General features: G+C 62.0%; 11 protein-coding genes. 3 read left to right on the top strand and 8 right to left on the bottom strand.

Features of this window, described 5'->3' with window-relative positions; translation table 11 throughout:
* The first annotated feature begins 82 nt into the window (after positions 1–82).
* Both LY254_RS02020 and LY254_RS02015 read left to right on the top strand, forming a co-directional pair.
* Entirely contained in the window at positions 83–1,597 is a 1,515-nt protein-coding gene (locus LY254_RS02020) for a glycerol kinase GlpK (RefSeq protein WP_247478550.1), read from the top strand.
* The gene (locus LY254_RS02015; RefSeq protein WP_371820532.1) at positions 1,578–3,140 is read left to right on the top strand and encodes an FAD-dependent oxidoreductase; all 1,563 of its coding nucleotides are present in this window, start codon (positions 1,578–1,580) and stop codon (positions 3,138–3,140) included. The genes LY254_RS02020 and LY254_RS02015 overlap by 20 nt, the downstream gene beginning before the upstream one ends.
* On the opposite strand, the gene LY254_RS02010 is transcribed toward LY254_RS02015, so the two are convergent.
* Together LY254_RS02010 and stpA are read right to left on the bottom strand one after the other, a co-directional pair.
* Entirely contained in the window at positions 3,050–4,798 is a 1,749-nt protein-coding gene (locus LY254_RS02010; protein WP_247478543.1) for an alpha-amylase family glycosyl hydrolase, read from the bottom strand. The genes LY254_RS02015 and LY254_RS02010 overlap by 91 nt on opposite strands.
* Before the next feature lie 62 nt (positions 4,799–4,860).
* A complete protein-coding gene (gene stpA, locus LY254_RS02005; RefSeq protein ID WP_247478541.1) occupies positions 4,861–6,066 on the bottom strand; it encodes a glucosylglycerol 3-phosphatase in 1,206 nt (401 codons plus the stop codon).
* Positions 6,067–6,120: 54 nt separating this feature from the next.
* Here stpA and LY254_RS02000 point away from each other — a divergent pair, with 54 nt between their 5' ends.
* On the top strand, positions 6,121–7,665 hold the full coding sequence (locus LY254_RS02000) for a hypothetical protein (protein WP_247478540.1): 1,545 nt from the start codon (positions 6,121–6,123) through the stop codon (positions 7,663–7,665).
* A gap of 6 nt (positions 7,666–7,671) precedes the next feature.
* On the opposite strand, the gene LY254_RS01995 is transcribed toward LY254_RS02000, so the two are convergent.
* From LY254_RS01995 to htpG, 6 genes are all read right to left on the bottom strand, one after another.
* The gene (locus LY254_RS01995; RefSeq protein WP_247478538.1) at positions 7,672–8,715 is read right to left on the bottom strand and encodes an ABC transporter ATP-binding protein; all 1,044 of its coding nucleotides are present in this window, start codon (positions 8,713–8,715) and stop codon (positions 7,672–7,674) included.
* Between the two features lie 31 nt (positions 8,716–8,746).
* Positions 8,747–9,538, bottom strand: a complete 792-nt coding sequence (locus LY254_RS01990; protein WP_247478536.1) for a carbohydrate ABC transporter permease — start codon at positions 9,536–9,538, stop codon at positions 8,747–8,749.
* Positions 9,538–10,428, bottom strand: coding sequence for a carbohydrate ABC transporter permease (locus LY254_RS01985; protein WP_247478534.1), 891 nt, complete (start codon positions 10,426–10,428; stop codon positions 9,538–9,540). Before LY254_RS01985 ends, LY254_RS01990 begins: the two co-directional genes overlap by 1 nt.
* Positions 10,429–11,685, bottom strand: coding sequence for an ABC transporter substrate-binding protein (locus LY254_RS01980; protein ID WP_247478532.1), 1,257 nt, complete (start codon positions 11,683–11,685; stop codon positions 10,429–10,431). It abuts the gene before it with no gap.
* A gap of 5 nt (positions 11,686–11,690) precedes the next feature.
* Entirely contained in the window at positions 11,691–13,154 is a 1,464-nt protein-coding gene (gene ggpS, locus LY254_RS01975; protein ID WP_247478530.1) for a glucosylglycerol-phosphate synthase, read from the bottom strand.
* A 155-nt stretch (positions 13,155–13,309) separates the two neighbouring features.
* Positions 13,310–15,211 (bottom strand): molecular chaperone HtpG, encoded by a 1,902-nt coding sequence (gene htpG, locus LY254_RS01970; protein WP_371820531.1) that lies wholly within the window; start codon positions 15,209–15,211, stop codon positions 13,310–13,312.
* Positions 15,212–15,254 lie beyond the last annotated feature (43 nt).

Genomic DNA, 15,254 nt, shown 5'->3' with positions numbered 1-15,254 from the left:
AGCTGGTTCCACTGTCTCGTGCTGCGTCAAGCCCCTGACAGATCCGCTTGAAGCCCGTAAGAGTGGGGAAACCCTTTTGCCTGTGTCTGAGTCCTATCTGTTAGCTCTCGACCAGGGCACCAGCAGTTCTCGCGCCGTTCTGGTGTCCTCCAACGGCGAGTCGGTGGCCTCGGCCCAGGTGCCGCTTGCCATCCACTACCCAGATGATGGTTGGGTCGAGCAGGACGCATCCGCGATCTGGCAGAGCCAGCTGGAGGCGATGGCCCTACTGGAGCAGCGCCTCAGTCCAGGGCAACGAGCAGCAGTCAGGGCCTGCGGCATCACCAATCAGCGCGAAACCACCACCCTCTGGCGACGCAGCACCGGCCAACCCTTCGGCCCGTCGCTGGTCTGGCAGGACCGTCGGACCGCATCGATCTGCGGGGATTGGAAGCGCCAGGCGGCGGCGGATCAGTGGCAGCGCCAGACGGGACTGGTTCTGGATCCTTATTTCAGCGCCAGCAAGATCGCTTGGATGCTGCAGGCCTATCCCGAGGCCCGGCAGGCCCTGGCTGGCGATGACCTCTGTTTTGGCACTGTCGATAGCTGGTTGCTCTGGCAGCTGACCCGCGGAGCGCAGCACGCCACAGACATCAGCAATGCCAGTCGCACGCTGCTGCTGGACCTGGAGCAGCTCTGTTGGCTGCCGGAGGCGGTTGAACGCGTTGGTCTGAGCCTGAAGGCGTTGCCCGACTTACGACCCACCCGCAGCTCGTTTGGGGTGATCGCTGAGGGCCTTCCCTTTGCCGGTGTGCCGATCACGGCGATGCTCGGTGATCAACAGGCCGCCAGCTATGGCCAGTTCTGCAGGCAACCCGGCCAGGCCAAGTGCACCTACGGAACCGGTGCCTTTCTGGTCGTGAATTGCGGGCAGCAACCTCAGCGCGCCGCTGGTGGCCTGCTGAGCACCGTGGGTTGGAGCAACGCCGACGGCAGCACGACCTACTGCATTGAAGGCAGCTTGTTCAATGCAGGAACGGTCATCCAGTGGCTGCGCGATGGCCTCGGGATCATTCGTGAGTCCGCCGAGGTCGACGGGTTGGCCTCCAAGGTGGCCAGTGCGGGCGAGCTGATGCTCGTGCCGGCCTTCACCGGCTGGGGCTCTCCCCATTGGGACCCCAATGCCAGAGGGTTGTTGATCGGCATGACCCGTGACACCGGAGCACCGCAGATCGCCCGGGCTGCCCTCGAGGGGATTGCCTTAGCCGTCACCGGACTGCTGCGCGGTGCGGCCGAGGCCCTTGGCGCTCCCCTGCGCACCATCGCCGTTGATGGCGGGGCGGCGGCCTCCGCTGTCCTGCTTCAGGCCCAGGCCGACAGCGCCGGCGTTGAGGTGGTGCGTCCGGCCAATTTGGAGTCCACCGCCTTGGGGGTGGCCCTGATGGCCGGTGAGGCCGTTGGAGTGGTCGACGATCTCGAGGCCATTGCCAGCTCGGTGAGGGCTTCCTCGACCCAGGTGAGCCCTCAGCAAACGGAGGCGCAACGGGAGCGCTGGTTACGCCGCTGGGACCAGGCGGTTGAACGTTGTTTGGAGTGGCATGGCGATGCAACCGTTTGATCTGTTGATCATTGGTGGGGGGAGCAGTGGAGCCTCCCTGGCCTACGAGGCCGTTCGCCGCGGATTGCGGGTGGCGTTACTGGAGGCGGGTGATCCAGGCCAGGGCACCAGTTCCCGGAGCACGAAGTTGCTCCATGGCGGCGTTCGCTACCTGGAGCTGGCCTTCAAGCAGCTGGATGCCGCCCAACTGAAATTGGTGCGGGAGGCCCTGGCGGAGCGCCAGTACTGGATTGATCAGGCTCCTTTTTTGGCCCAACCCCTGCGCATTGCCCTACCGACCCAGGGGCCCATTGAGCAGGCTTATTACCGGATGGGGCTGGGGATGTATGACCTCCTCGCGGGAGCGGCCGGCCTCGAGCCCAGTCGTGGCATCAACCGCCAGCAACTGCAATGCTCCCTGCCGGGCCTGGCCCCCGAGCGCCATGGGGCCGTTCTCTATAGCGATGGTCAATTTGATGATGCGCGCCTGAATCTGTTGCTCTTGCTCACGGCTGAGGCGGCCGGAGCCGTGGTTCAGCGGGACTGCACGGTCGTTGGTTTCGAGCAGGAGCAGGGCCAGCTCACAGGTGTCACAGCGCGTCAGGCCGATGGTGCGCTGAAGCACTGGTCAGCCCGCTGTGTGGTCAATGCCACAGGCATCCAGGCCGACAGTTTGAGGCTTCTGGCCGACCCGCAGTGCAGTCCACGCCTTCTGGTCAGCCGGGGGGTGCACCTTGTGCTCAGCGAGCCGTTGTGTCCAGAGGGCGTCGGCCTGCTGATCCCTAAAACCAGCGATGGCCGCGTGATGTTCGTGCTCCCCTTCCAAGGCAGAACACTGGTTGGGACCACCGATTCACCTTGTCCAGTCGATGAAGCCACCTCCGTCTCCGATGCGGAGGTGGCGTTCTTGTTGGATCACCTACGCCAGTGGTTCCCAGGGCAACCCAGCTTCTCGGTGTCCAGCCGCTGGGCCGGCGGTCGCCCTCTGATTCAGCCGGACTCTGAGCGCGGCAGCAGCAAGGTGGTTCGCGAGCACGAAGTCGAACAGCTCGATTGTGGGCTGATCAGCTTGCTTGGGGGCAAGTGGACCACCTGCCGGGTGTTGGCGGTCGATGCCCTCCAGGCCATCGCCCAACAGTTGAATCGAACCCTCCCGGCCCCTGAGCCCCTGCCCCTGCTTGGAGCCGCTCAGTCCCCCGAGCAAACCGACGCTGAGCTCGCCCAGCTCGCTCAGCACTTAAAGGGTCTACTGCCGGACGGCGAACTCCAGGCCCGGCAAATTGACCACCTCATCTCCAGTTATGGCCTTCGAGCAGAGGCGGTCCTGAACGAGGCCATGGAGCTGTCTGAGCGGAAACCGCTCAGCAGCGTGGTTCCCGTTTGCCTGGCGGAGTGGCGCTACAACATCCGCTTGGAGTGGGCCCGCTCGGCAGATGATCTGCTGCAGCGGCGCAGTCGCATTGGCTTTTTGGATCAGGCGGAAGCGGAGCGACTGACTCCAGCGGCCGAGTCGCTGTTGCTCGCCAGTTCCATGTCGCCGATCAGCCACCAGCCAAAGCCATAGGCCTGGAGGTAGACAAACCATTCGGAGCTGGCCTCTGGGAATTCACAGCCCCAGAGCAGCTCCCGAATCCGCTCTCCTTCCCATCGGCTCAGATCGATTTCGGTGGATGCGCCCGTACCACTGAGATTGACCGCAACGAGCACGGTCATGGCTTCGCAGCGGCGAATGAAGCTGACGACGCTCGGGTGATGGCTCGGCAGGGGTTCAAAGTCGCCGTGCTTCAGAGCAGGCAGCAGTTTTCGGCTGACCAGCATATGCCGATGCCAGTTCAAAAGCGACCCCTTTAGAGACTTTTGAACTTCAACATTGATCACGCGGTAGTCGTATCCAGGTGCGGTGATGGGCGGCAGCACCAGCAGGGGATCTGGAGCACTGGAAAAACCGCCATTGCGATCCGGGCTCCAGGCCATGGGCGTTCGGTTGGGGTCACGGTCCCTCAGTCCCGGCCAATCCCCCATCCCGAGTTCATCGCCGTAATAGACGCAGGGCATGCCCGGCAAGCTGTAAAGCAGGGCATGAAGGGCCATGTTGGGTCTGGGATCTCCGTTTAAGAGCGGTGCCAGTCGTCGATTGATTCCCCAGTTCAGCCAATGGCCATGGGCAGCAGGCAGACCATGACGCACCCAGTGAATGACCTCGTCAGGCACCAGGTGGCCATCGCCCAGCCAGAGCTCATCGTGATTTCGCAGCGGTAGAGCCCAACTGCGGCCGCAGTCCAGGCTGCTGATCTCCTGAAGGAAGCGATTCAGGGCCTTGGTCTCCCCATGGGCGACCGAGGCGAAGAGATGGGCCGTCAAGGCAAAGTTGAAGGCCGCGTGCAGCTCTCCATCCTCCAGGTAGGGCATGGCTTCTTTGACCGGCTGAATCGCTTCTGCCAGGAGCAGAACGTCTCGACCGGGGTTGGCCTCGCAAAAGGCATCGACGCGTTGACGCAGGGTCTTCAAGAAGGCATGGGTTTCCGGTAGTCCTTCACACCGGGTCCCCTCGCGCTCAAACAAAAACGGAATGGCGTCGAGGCGAAATCCATCAATGCCGCGTGCCAACCAGAAATCAACGACCTGGAGTACCGCCTCCTGGACGGCTGGGTTGTCGTAGTTGAGATCAGGTTGGTGATGCAGAAAGCGATGCAGGTAGTACTGCTGCGCTATCGGATCCCAGGACCAATTGGAGTCCTCGAAGTGTCGAAAGAGGACTGGGGCATCGCTATAGCCGTCCGGGTCATCCCTCCAGACATAAAAGTCACGGTCTGGACTGCCCCGCTCCGCAAAGCGGGCCCGTTGAAACCAGGGATGCAACTGACTGGTGTGGTTCAACACCAGGTCGATCACCACCCGGATCCCATGGGCATGGGCCGCTTCGATCAGGCGGTGAAAGGCATCGAGATCCCCGAGCTCCGGGTGGATGTCGGTGAAGTCTGTGATGTCGTAGCCACCGTCCCTGAGCGGCGAGGGATAGATCGGGGTCATCCAGATCGCATCCACCCCGAGCCAACGCAGATAGCCCAGACGCTTGGTTAGGCCCCCGAAATCACCGATGCCATCCCCATCGGAATCGCTGTAGCAACGGGGGATCAGCTGGTAGATCACCGCTCCATCCCACCAGGGATGTTGTCCCGGAGCTGGAGGCCAGGTTTGTGTCCTGCTGGCCCCCTCTGGCATCGGAACAAACGGCGACTACCTCCTTGGATAGGCCGTTCTGCTGCCGCTGTCAGCCCAACGTTTTAAAAGACGTTGTCTGCCAAATCAACAAACCACTCCACATAGGCCTCTGGCCCCCCCGGAACAAGCACATCCAGCCGCAAGGGATCCTCCGGATCACTCAGACCTTTGAGCTCTGGATCTTGGAGGCTGGGGCGATCCAGTTCCCCTCCACTGCTGTCGATCAAGACCACTCGATTAGGGGTTTCAAAGGTCTGTCCGATCTGCTGCAACAACGTCAAAAAGCCACGGTCGCTGCCCCCACGGCGCCAACCGGCTTGGTCGCCCTCCACGACCCACTCAGACGTGATCGTGTCGGCAATGCCGATCAACGTGGGCATGCTTTCTGGGGCGATGCAGTCCTCTGCCAACGCCAGCAGCCCCTCCGCTGTTCTTGGGGCGGAGCGCACGTTGAAGTCCGCGCCGAGGGGAGCTTTGCCCGTGGTCCGTTCGATGTGCTGGTTGAGGAGCACCAAGAGGCCCGCTTCCTTGACAGCGCCGCGGAGCATGAATTGGAAGTCGCTGGTCCCGCGGTGCTCAGGGCTGGCCCACTTCAGTTGTTCTTGTCCCTTGTGCTGGCCCAGGTTGGGTGCCAGGTGCACGAAAAACGAATCGGCCAGCCCCTGCTCCTGCGCTTGCTTCTCGATGTTCTGGAGCAATCCGAGGCTGAGCCGCTGTAACTGACGTTGTTCTTCGACTTCCGGGCACAGGCCAGCAAAAAGAACATTGAGGTTCAGTGTTGGCGAGAGTTCGTTATCCAGCACGGCGGCCTGGGCAAGACGCTCCTGTTCTTCCTCTTTGGCATCCGGAGTGATCTGGCGAATGATCTGCCCCACCCTTCGGTTGAGCAGCGTGGGGACGGCCTTCAGAAACTGGAGTTCCGCTGGCGTGACTCCCGGATGGCTGATCAAGCCATGGCGGGTTTGGGATTGCACCCCGCCCGCCGCCAAGCCTGGAAGATACAAACCCTCAGCGGCCGGATCTCGTCCTGGCGCTAGGGCGCTTTCAACGAGTCGATTCACGCCGCGGGTGCTGCTGTGCTCGCCGTTGGTGAGGACGCGAAATCGATGCCCCAGCTTGGCGACTGCCTGGATGTACGCCACCGGTAGGACCCGGGTTAACGGATCGCGCACCAGCGGCATACAGACACCGTCGAGATCCTGAATGATCAGTACGTTCGGGTCGGCGCTGATCTGCTGCTTCAGTTCGATCAGGGAGAGACGCGCCATCGGTTCCTCGTCGAACGGGTTCCACCCTCCCATGGGTCCCTCTGGCCCGTAAGGATGGGGGAAGGCCCCGATGTGATCTTGCAGAACGGTTTTTTCGAATCCAACCTGGACCCTGAACGGATCCGTCGCCGCCTGCTGGCGCTGGAGGAGGGAAAGGTCGGCTTCTACAGCGTTGGCTTGTATCCCGCTTCGCTGGCCTACAACTGCGCGATGCAAACCGATGGCTCGCGGTTGCTTCTGGCCGCGCGTCCCGGCCGTCAAATTCTCGGAGCCTTCAAGAGCGAGGAGCTTTCAGGGATGGACCCGGAGCACCGCGCCACCATGGAGCGGATGGGCACCCACGGGCAGGCAGGCCAGCTGAAGCCCAACGACCTGGGCTATTTGCTCAAGAACTGTGAATTAGTCGTTCTCAGCGCCAACAGCAACCACATCGAGGAGGACCTCCAGGAGGCCCTCAGGCTGCGCGAAGAGTTGGGGCGGGAGCATGTTGTCCTGGCCTGTCTGGCCGGTTCGTTTACCCACGATCCGATCTCCAATGAGGCCTATGTGCTGTGCCAAAAAGCACCCAACTTGGCCTTCTTCACCGGCTTCCATCGCCATGGAGCCCTGCGCAATCCCCTGGATAGCTTCACGGCAAATTTCTGCCATCCCAATGCCCTGACGGCCCTGCTGGGGGCGCGACTACTGGATCGCCTTTCCCCCAACCTTCAGGTTTCTGCTGGGGTGCACAACATCGAAGGGCAATACATCAAGGCCGCAAAAAACATGGCCTCGATTTTTGCGGGCTTTGGTTACACCTTCCACAGGGACAACCCAGGCGTTCTTCCGACCCTCTTGACCCTGCTGCTGGAGCAGTGTCTCGATCAAGCGGCCACCGTCTCGATGGCGCGAACCGACCGACAACGGCTCTACCACCGCCAGCCGATTGCCCTGACGGAATTGGGTTATGGCGTCCAGAGGATTGAGGCCGCCCTAGTCCGCGATGGTGACATGGAGAAGGTCCGCGATCACACGTTCTCGCAGTTGACGGCGATGGTTGCCGATGTGCGCGGCAGCATGATGCTGCCCACCGCCGGCAGTCCGACGCGCAATTTCCAGGCGGGGGCCGTGCTCGCGAATCGCATGCGTGAGTGCGGTCGCTGCCCGGCGAATCTCGAAGAATTCGAGTCCTGGTGCGAAGACGCGGGGTTGTCCAAAGGGGGACTCGAGGGCCTGCGCTCCCTGCGCTACTGGCCCCAGATCGTCCGCCAGTACGGCATTCCGTTGCATGACGCCTCGCTGATCAACCTGCTCTACATGGCCATCTTTGGCCGGCAAAACTCCAAACAATCGGCCTTCTCGGTGATGACCGAGAGCCGTGAACTCAGCAACTACTGCCAAGAGTCTGTGCGTCCCACCCACAGCAGGCGCTATGCGGAGGCGCTTCAAAATCTCGACAACTCAGCGGCAATGGATGTCGTGGTAAGTGCAGTTGTCGCGGACTTGGCTCGCCGTTCGGGCGGTGGCGACAGCTTTGTGGACGATGAGTCCGCCAGCGCTGATGACATCCCTGCTTATCTGCAGGCCATGAATGTGATCGAAACGGTCTGGGAGGACTAGTTCCGATCAGCGGATTCGGCGGCCAGTGGCCTGCTCGAAGTGGAGTTCATGTTCCCGCCTCCAGCGCAGCTGAAGGGGCCGATCGTTGGCTTGCGCCAGCTTCGCGCTGACGCTTTGGGCATCGGAGAGCACCTTCACACTGGTGTCCCGCACTCTCCAGTGGCTGATGACGCGATCGCCAAGCCACTCCAAATGCTGCCGTTGCGCCTCCACGGCGACCTCCTGTTCGTCCTGTGGGGCCCCGGCCTCAGCCACCGCTAAATGCTCGGGCCGCAGACCGACGAGTTCACCGGGGTGAAGCGGCAAGAGGTTGATCGAAGGGCTCCCCAGAAAACTGGCGACGAATTGGTTCTCTGGGTCTTGGTAGAGCTCTGTGGCTGATCCCACCTGCTGCAGATCCCCCGCCTTCAGAACCGCGATGCGGTCCGCCAGGCCCATCGCTTCGTGTTGGTCATGGGTGACGTAAACCACCGGCGCTCCAGTGCTGTGCAAGATCCCGCGCAGTTCGCCGCGCAGCTCTTCCCTGAGCTGGGCATCGAGGTTGCTCATGGGCTCGTCCAGCAGAAACAGGGCGGGCTTGCGTAGGAGCGCCCGAGCGAGGGCGACCCGCTGGCGCTGTCCTCCGGAGAGTTCGGCTGGCTTTCGATCCCGGCAGCCATCGAGTTGGAGCAGGGCCAAGACCCGCTGGACCTCTCCGTCGATCTCCGCACGGGGAACTCGCCTGAGTTCCAGTCCCAGGCTGAGGTTTTTAGCCACGCTGAGGTGGGGATAGAGGGCGTAGCTCTGGAACACCATCGCCACGTTCCGCTGAGCCGGTGGAAGGGCTGTGATGGTCTCTCCAGCCAGTTCAATCCTGCCGCTGCTGACCTGATCGAGGCCTGCGATACAACGCAGGGTGGTGCTTTTCCCGCAACCACTGGGCCCCAGCAGAGCCAGAATTTCCCCGGGAGCCACCTCCAGGTTGAGGTTCTGCAGCAGGGTCTGCTGTCCCACCCTGCGAGAGAGCTGGTTGAGAACAAGACCTGTGCGAGCAGAGCTGGAGGCGGTCATCAAGCGGTGAAGCGATCGTGATTGGTCAGGGCTAGCCCTTGATGGCCCCTTGGGTGAGGCCACTGATGATCTGCCGTTGGAACAGCAACATGATCAGCAGCAATGGCGCGCTACCTAGAACGGTGGCGGCTGCAAAGGCTCCATAGGGAACGGTGAAAATCGAGGAGCCGGCGATACGCGCAATCGCTGGGGCGAGGGTGAGCAGGTCGGACTGACTCAACCAGGTCAGGGCGATCGGATACTCGTTCCAGCAGAAGATGAAGATCAACAGTGCTGCCGAGGAGATGGCCGGAGCCATCAGAGGCAGAAGCACCCAGCGCAGGCGCTGCCAAAGGTTCATGCCCTCCATCAGGGCCGCCTCCTCTAACTCCACAGGGATATCGCGGAAAGCGGCCTGCAGCAGAAGGATGGCCAGCGGCAAACACAGGCCGGCGTAGGGAAGGCTCAGGGCCAGAAGGTTGTTCGCCAGATGAAAGTCGCGCGCCACCTGCAGTAGGGCTAAAAACAGCAGTACCGCGGGGAAGGCAGCGGCAGCCGCCACCAAGACGCTGATATGGCGAGCCCGGTGGGCCTGCATCCGGCTGAGGGCGTAGGCGCAGGGGATGGCCAAGAGCAGGGTCAACAACGTGCTGCTGAAGCCGACGATCGCGCTGTTGAGCAGATAGGTCAGAAACGGTGGATTTCCGTTGAGGAGCTGCTGGTAGTGCGCGAGGGTCCAGCCGCCACCGCCAGCCCCGGTTAGGGCTGCGCTTGGCCTGAAGGAGGTGTAGAGCTGCCAGAGCATCGGCCCGAGGCTCCAGACCAGGAGGACCAGGCGTGCCATTAGGGCTCCCCTCCCTTGATCGATAGGCGGCTGCTTGTGAACCACCAGAGACCCGCCAGGCCAGAGCAGAGCACAATCAGTCCCGCAAAGGCACCCAGCATCACGGTGGCGCTGTAGCCAAAGTCCAGGAAGCGCATCGCATTGAGATAGGCGTAGAGGGCGAGGCTTTCCGTACTGCCTGCGGGGCCACCACCGGTCAGTACTTGCACCAGATCAAAGACCCCCAGCGCCTGGGCCAAGCGGAAGACCAGGGCGATGAGTAGATAGGGGGTCAACAGCGGAATGGTGATCCGCCAGAGGGACTGCCAGGCCGACGCCCCCTCTAATTGCGCCGCCTCATAGAGATCACGCGGAATGTTCTGCAGACCGGCCAATAGAAGTAACGCCACGAACGGAGTGGTCTTCCAGGTGTCAGCCCAGACCGTCGCCATCCAGGTGATGGAGGGGTTGGCCAGAAAGGCGACGGGAGCCACTCCGATCCAATGCAGGGCTTGGTTGATCGGGCCATAGGGATCGTTAAAGATCCAGCGCCAGCCCAGGGCCATAACAGTTGTCGGCAGCGCCCAGGGCAGGAGGCTGATCAGCCGCAAGCTGCTCTTGCCGCGTAGGGGCTGGTTCAGCAGCAGGGCGATGGCGAGCCCCAGGACCATTTCCGTCGTCACGGAGAACCCCGCAAAGCGAAGGGTCTGCCAGGCGTCCTGCCAAAAGCGACTGTCGTTCCAGAGCCGGATCCATTGGGCAGCCCCTGCCGGGATGGGCTTCAACTCGGTCAACACCGTCTGGGTGTGAACGCTCAACCAGAGGTAGTGAGCGATGGGCAGGACGAAGATCAGCGTTAGCGCGGCCAGGGCCGGAAGCATCAGCCACAGCTGTTGGCGTGAGCGGAACATTTACTGCACTCCTCCCGTGGAGCGCTCCAGTTGAACGCTGTTGCGCTGCAGGGTCTCCATGGCTGGTGCGGCAGCAATCTCCCCAGCGATCACCGTGTTGACCTCGCGGTAGAGCAGGTCACTGAGCTGGGCGTAGATCGGGGTCACCGGCCTGAGCACCGCAGCAGCCAGGGCCGCTTGCAACTCCGGCAGGACTGGATTGGCGCTGATTAGCTCAGGGTCTTCAAAGACACTCAGGCGCGTCGGCGTATACCCCCAATTCAGGTTGAGCTCTTTTTGGGCTGCTGTGCTGGTCAAAAACTGCAGGGCTTCAACGGCCGCTTGCTTGTGGTTCGAACCCGAGAGCACGGCCAGCCCCCAGCTGCCCTGGGTCGCCACGTGGGGTTCACCGGGCAGGCTCACCATGGTGGTGATCCCGACCTTTCCGGCCAGCATTGAGCCCGGCTTGTTCAGTTCGGCCCAGGCATAGGGCCAGTTGCGCATGAAGGCGGCGTCGCCACTTTCAAAGGCCTGAAGTGCTTCTGGTTCGGCCATGTTGGCCACCGAGGGAGGTGTGACCCCGCGATTGACGAGGCTGCGGAGCCATTGGCTGGCTGCAATCGCCTCCGGGCTGTCGAGTGCAGGTGAGCCGTCACGGAGCCAGCGCCCGCCAAAACCACGGAGAACCTCCAGATAGGTGCAGCTCAGTCCCTCGTATTGGCGGCCTTGCCAGACATAGCCCCAGCGCACCCGACCTTCTTGTTGCAGTGAGGCGCTAATGGCTTCCAGCTCGGCGGGTGTTCTGGGAGGTGCGTCCATGAGGTCGGTGCGCCAGAACAGCAGACCCATGTCAGCCACCAGGGGGAAGCGCCAGAGGTGGCCATCAAAGGCATTGCCAAGCTCAGCTCCTGGGGCGAGATCGCTCAGGGCATCGTCTCCGAGCCAGCCATCGAGGGGTTCGAGCCAGCCGGCCTTGGCGTATTTCGGCGTCCAGGTGACGTCCATGAGGAGGACGTCGTAGGGACTGTTGCCAAGCAAGAGGCTGCTGATGGCCAGGTCTGAGACGGCCTCTGTTTCCAGGGGTCCCCGGGTCACCGTCAAGTCAATGTTGGGGTGCTCGCGGTTGAAGGCCTCGACAAGTTCAACCGTGGCATCCGCGAAGGGAGCCGGCATCAGGATCGAAACCGGCTCTTTGCGGGGTTGGGCCAAGAGCACAAGGCTGATGAGCAGGCTGCCCAAGAGACAGCTCAGTCCCACCAGCCAACCTCTCCGTCCCATGGCTGCTACTGAATGGCCTCGAGTTGTTCCTTGGCCCAGTGGTCGACGCTGAGCTGGTCCACCGAGGCGGCCATGGACGCCATCCGCTCCCGTTGCTCCTCGCCCGAGAGGCTGAGCGCCAGGTCGATGGCCTCATCCATGCGTCGATGGGAGTAGGGGTTGGTGAGTACCGCACCCTTCATCACCACCGATGCGCCGGTGAACTCAGAGAGGACCAGGCTTCCGCCCTGGCCCTTGCGTGCCGCCGCATATTCCTTGGCCACCAGGTTCAGACCATCGCGAAGCGGCGTGATCCAGCAGATGTCCGATGCGGCAAACCAGGCCACCATTTCCTCATAGGGAATGCGTTGGGTGGTCAACCGGATGGGCACCCAATCGATCTTGCTGAAACGACCGTTGATGCGACCGACCGTTTCTTCAATGCCCCGTTGGGTGTCCTCATAGACCTTCATGCCGGTGTTGGCTGCCACACAGGCCAAGACCAAAACCACTTGGCCATGGATGGCCTCGTTGCGCTCCAGGAGCCGTTCAAATGTCCGCAGGAGCTCTTCGTTGCCCTTGGTGTAGTCGACGCGACTCGCTGAAAGGATCAGCGTGCGGCCGCGTTTGGTATTGCTTTCGATCTCCTTGATCAGATCTTGAACTGGCTTGGAGTCTCGGATGGAGCGAATCACATCCGGACTGGTGCCGACCGGTGTTGCCACGAGCTTGACGCGGTGGCCGTTGTGCTCCAGCCAGGGGGTTGCATCGGGTTGGGCCAGGGCGCTGCCGCAGGGCATGAAATGGTCGGCAATCAACGCTTTCGGTCCCTTCTTGACCGGCAGCAAGCTGGACGCCGCCCGTGCGAAATTTTCGGCGTAGCGCGGGATATGGAAGCCCACAGCGTCGCAGCAGAGCAGGCTTTCGACGATCTCCTCCCTCCAAGGCAGGATGCTGAAGACATCACTGCTGGGGAAGGGCGTGTGATGGAAAAAGCTGATCTTGACGTCGGGGCGCAGGGCCCGGATGAACCCTGGCGCTAGCCAGAGGTTGTAGTCGTGAATCCAAATGGAAGCCCCAGGGGCCGCTTCATTGCAGGCCGCCTCCGCAAAGCGTTGATTGACCTCCCTGAAGGTCTGCCAGTCCGCGTTATTGACCTCAAAAAAGCTGGGAAAGCTGTGCAGGATCGGCCAGATCGATTCCTTGGATGTGACGTGATAAAAACTGCCGATCTGCTCCTGACGCAGCGGAATCCGCCTGAGCCGAATGGCAATCGGCTCCTCGATCGTCAGCGTTTCATCTTCGGCCGCTGGATCCTCGTTCTCTCGCCAGGCAATCCAGGTGCCTGAAGGATGGGAGCGGAACAGATTGCGGAGGGTTGGGATGATGCCGTTGGGGCTCTTCTGGTCTCGCCACTGCCTGGTTCCGTCCGCTTCGATCACCTCGTCAAAAGGGGAACGGTGATAGACGAGGACGAAGGAGCTCGGCATGCGGAAGCAGCAGGGATCACCTGTCCATCAGGCCGTGCCATTTGCAGGGTCGGCCCTGGGCTGCGAAGGGTTAGCCAGCCCAGACAGGCAATCTCCACCATCCCCTAGAGCCCAAGGGATGTCAAACCCAAGGGCCTCTCAAGAGGGCAGGCGTCCTAGAGACCGCGCTCCATCAGCTGCCCCATCAGATCGCAGCTGCGTTGCTGGAACCCGGCGAGTTCATTGGGCTCGAGTCCGCCGACGGCCAGTCGCGCCATTTCATAGAGATGGCGGCTGAGGTTGTCGGCCAAAGCCTGGCTAGGACTGGAGCCCGCTCCGGTGATGACCGAACCGGCCGAGAGCTTGATCAATCCCTCGACCAGACGGTGCTTGCGGTTGACCAGCAGCACGTGATGGTCTGGCAGACCGGGGAGGCGCTGCTCCATCAAGGCGCCCATGTCATTCATCCGGCGCATCTGCTCAGGCAGAAGAATCAGGGCCGCAGGGGCGTTCTCACCCTTGAGGGCCTGGACCTGGACCGTGACCTTGTCGTTGGAGAGCGCTGCCTTGAAGAGGTCCCTCAACTTCTCTGAGCTGTCCTTGCCCTCGGCGTCGCTGATCTCGTTGTCCTTCTCCTGAAGCGAGTCATCCAGTTCGCTGTCGACCCGCTGGAACTTCAGTTCCTCATGGCGGTATTCCAGCCAGGGAATGAATTGGGTGTCGATGAAGGTGTCGGCCAACAGCACCTCAGCTCCCTGGCTCTTCCAGAGGGCGAGGGCGCCGGCCTGACCGGCCTCATCGGTGCAATAGAGGATGCGCTTGTCGTTGTCGCTGCCAAGGCGTGAGCGGTAGCCCCCCAGGGTCGTGAAGGCCTTACCCCCCTCAGCTGCGATCGGATCAGCGTTGTCTCCCTCGGCCGCAGCGGCGGTGGTGCCAAAGAGAACGAGCTCGGCCACCTGATCGGCGAACTTCTCGTCTTCCATGGCACCGATCTTGATGAAGGGGGCCAGCGATTCCCAGATCTCGGCGTAACGCTTGGGTTCGTCCCGGTGGAGTTCCTTCAGGCGGTCACCGACCTTCTTGGCGACGAAGTTGCCGATGGAGCGCACCCGCCGGTCGGTTTGCAGAGCCGATCGGCTGACGTTCAGCGGAATGTCCGGTGAGTCGATGACACCTCGCAGGGGCAGGAGGTAGCGGGGGACGACCTCCTTGATCGAATCGCTGACGAAGACCTGGTTGCAGTAGAGCTTGATCTCGCCCTTTTCCCAGTCCGCACGGCCGGTGGATTTGGGGAAATAAAGAATCCCCTGCAGGTTGTAGGGGTAGTCGGTGTTGAGGTGCACCCAGAGCAGGGGGTCCCCCTGGAAGGGGTAGAGATAGCGATAGAGCTCGATGTAGTCCTCATCGCTGAGCTCGCGAGGGCTCTTGCGCCAGGGGGCTTCGCGTTTGTTGACGGTCTCGCCTTCAAGCTGCACCTCCACTGGCATGAAGTCGCAGTAGGTGGTGATCAGCGTCCGGATCCGAGCCGGCTCGATGTATTCCTCCTCTTCCTCCATCAGATGGAGGATCACGTCCGTGCCGGGCTCGGAGCGCTCGGCTGCTTCAAGGCTGAAGTTCGGGGAGCCATCACAGCTCCAGCGAACGGCCTCGGACTCTCCCCGGGCGGAGCGGGTCACCAGCTCCACCTGCTTGGCGACCATGAAGCTGCTGTAGAAGCCCAGTCCGAAGTGGCCAATGATCGCGTCGGACTCTTGCTTGTACTTCTCGAGAAAGTCCTCGGCGCTCGAGAAGGCCACCTGGTTGATGTAGCGCTTGACCTCATCGGCGGTCATGCCGATGCCGTTGTCGGAAATGGTGAGGGTCTTGGCTTCGCGGTCGATGCGGATGCTGATCTTCCCCTCCGCTCCCTCGCTGCAGTCGCCAGCCATGGACGCCATGCGGCGCTTGCTGATGGCATCGACGCCATTGCTGACCAGTTCCCGCAGGAACACCTCGTGGCCGCTGTAGACGGCCTTTTTGATGATCGGAAAGATGTTCTCGGTATGGATCTGGATTTGACCCTGTTCCGCCTGAAGCACCACGGCTCTGATCACAACGTGATCACCAGAATCTCCCTAGCGA

This window comes from Synechococcus sp. NB0720_010 (assembly GCF_023078835.1).
Classification (GTDB): domain Bacteria; phylum Cyanobacteriota; class Cyanobacteriia; order PCC-6307; family Cyanobiaceae; genus Vulcanococcus.
Note: the sequence above shows the minus strand (reverse complement) of the source record. Positions and strands in the feature narration are given on the sequence as shown.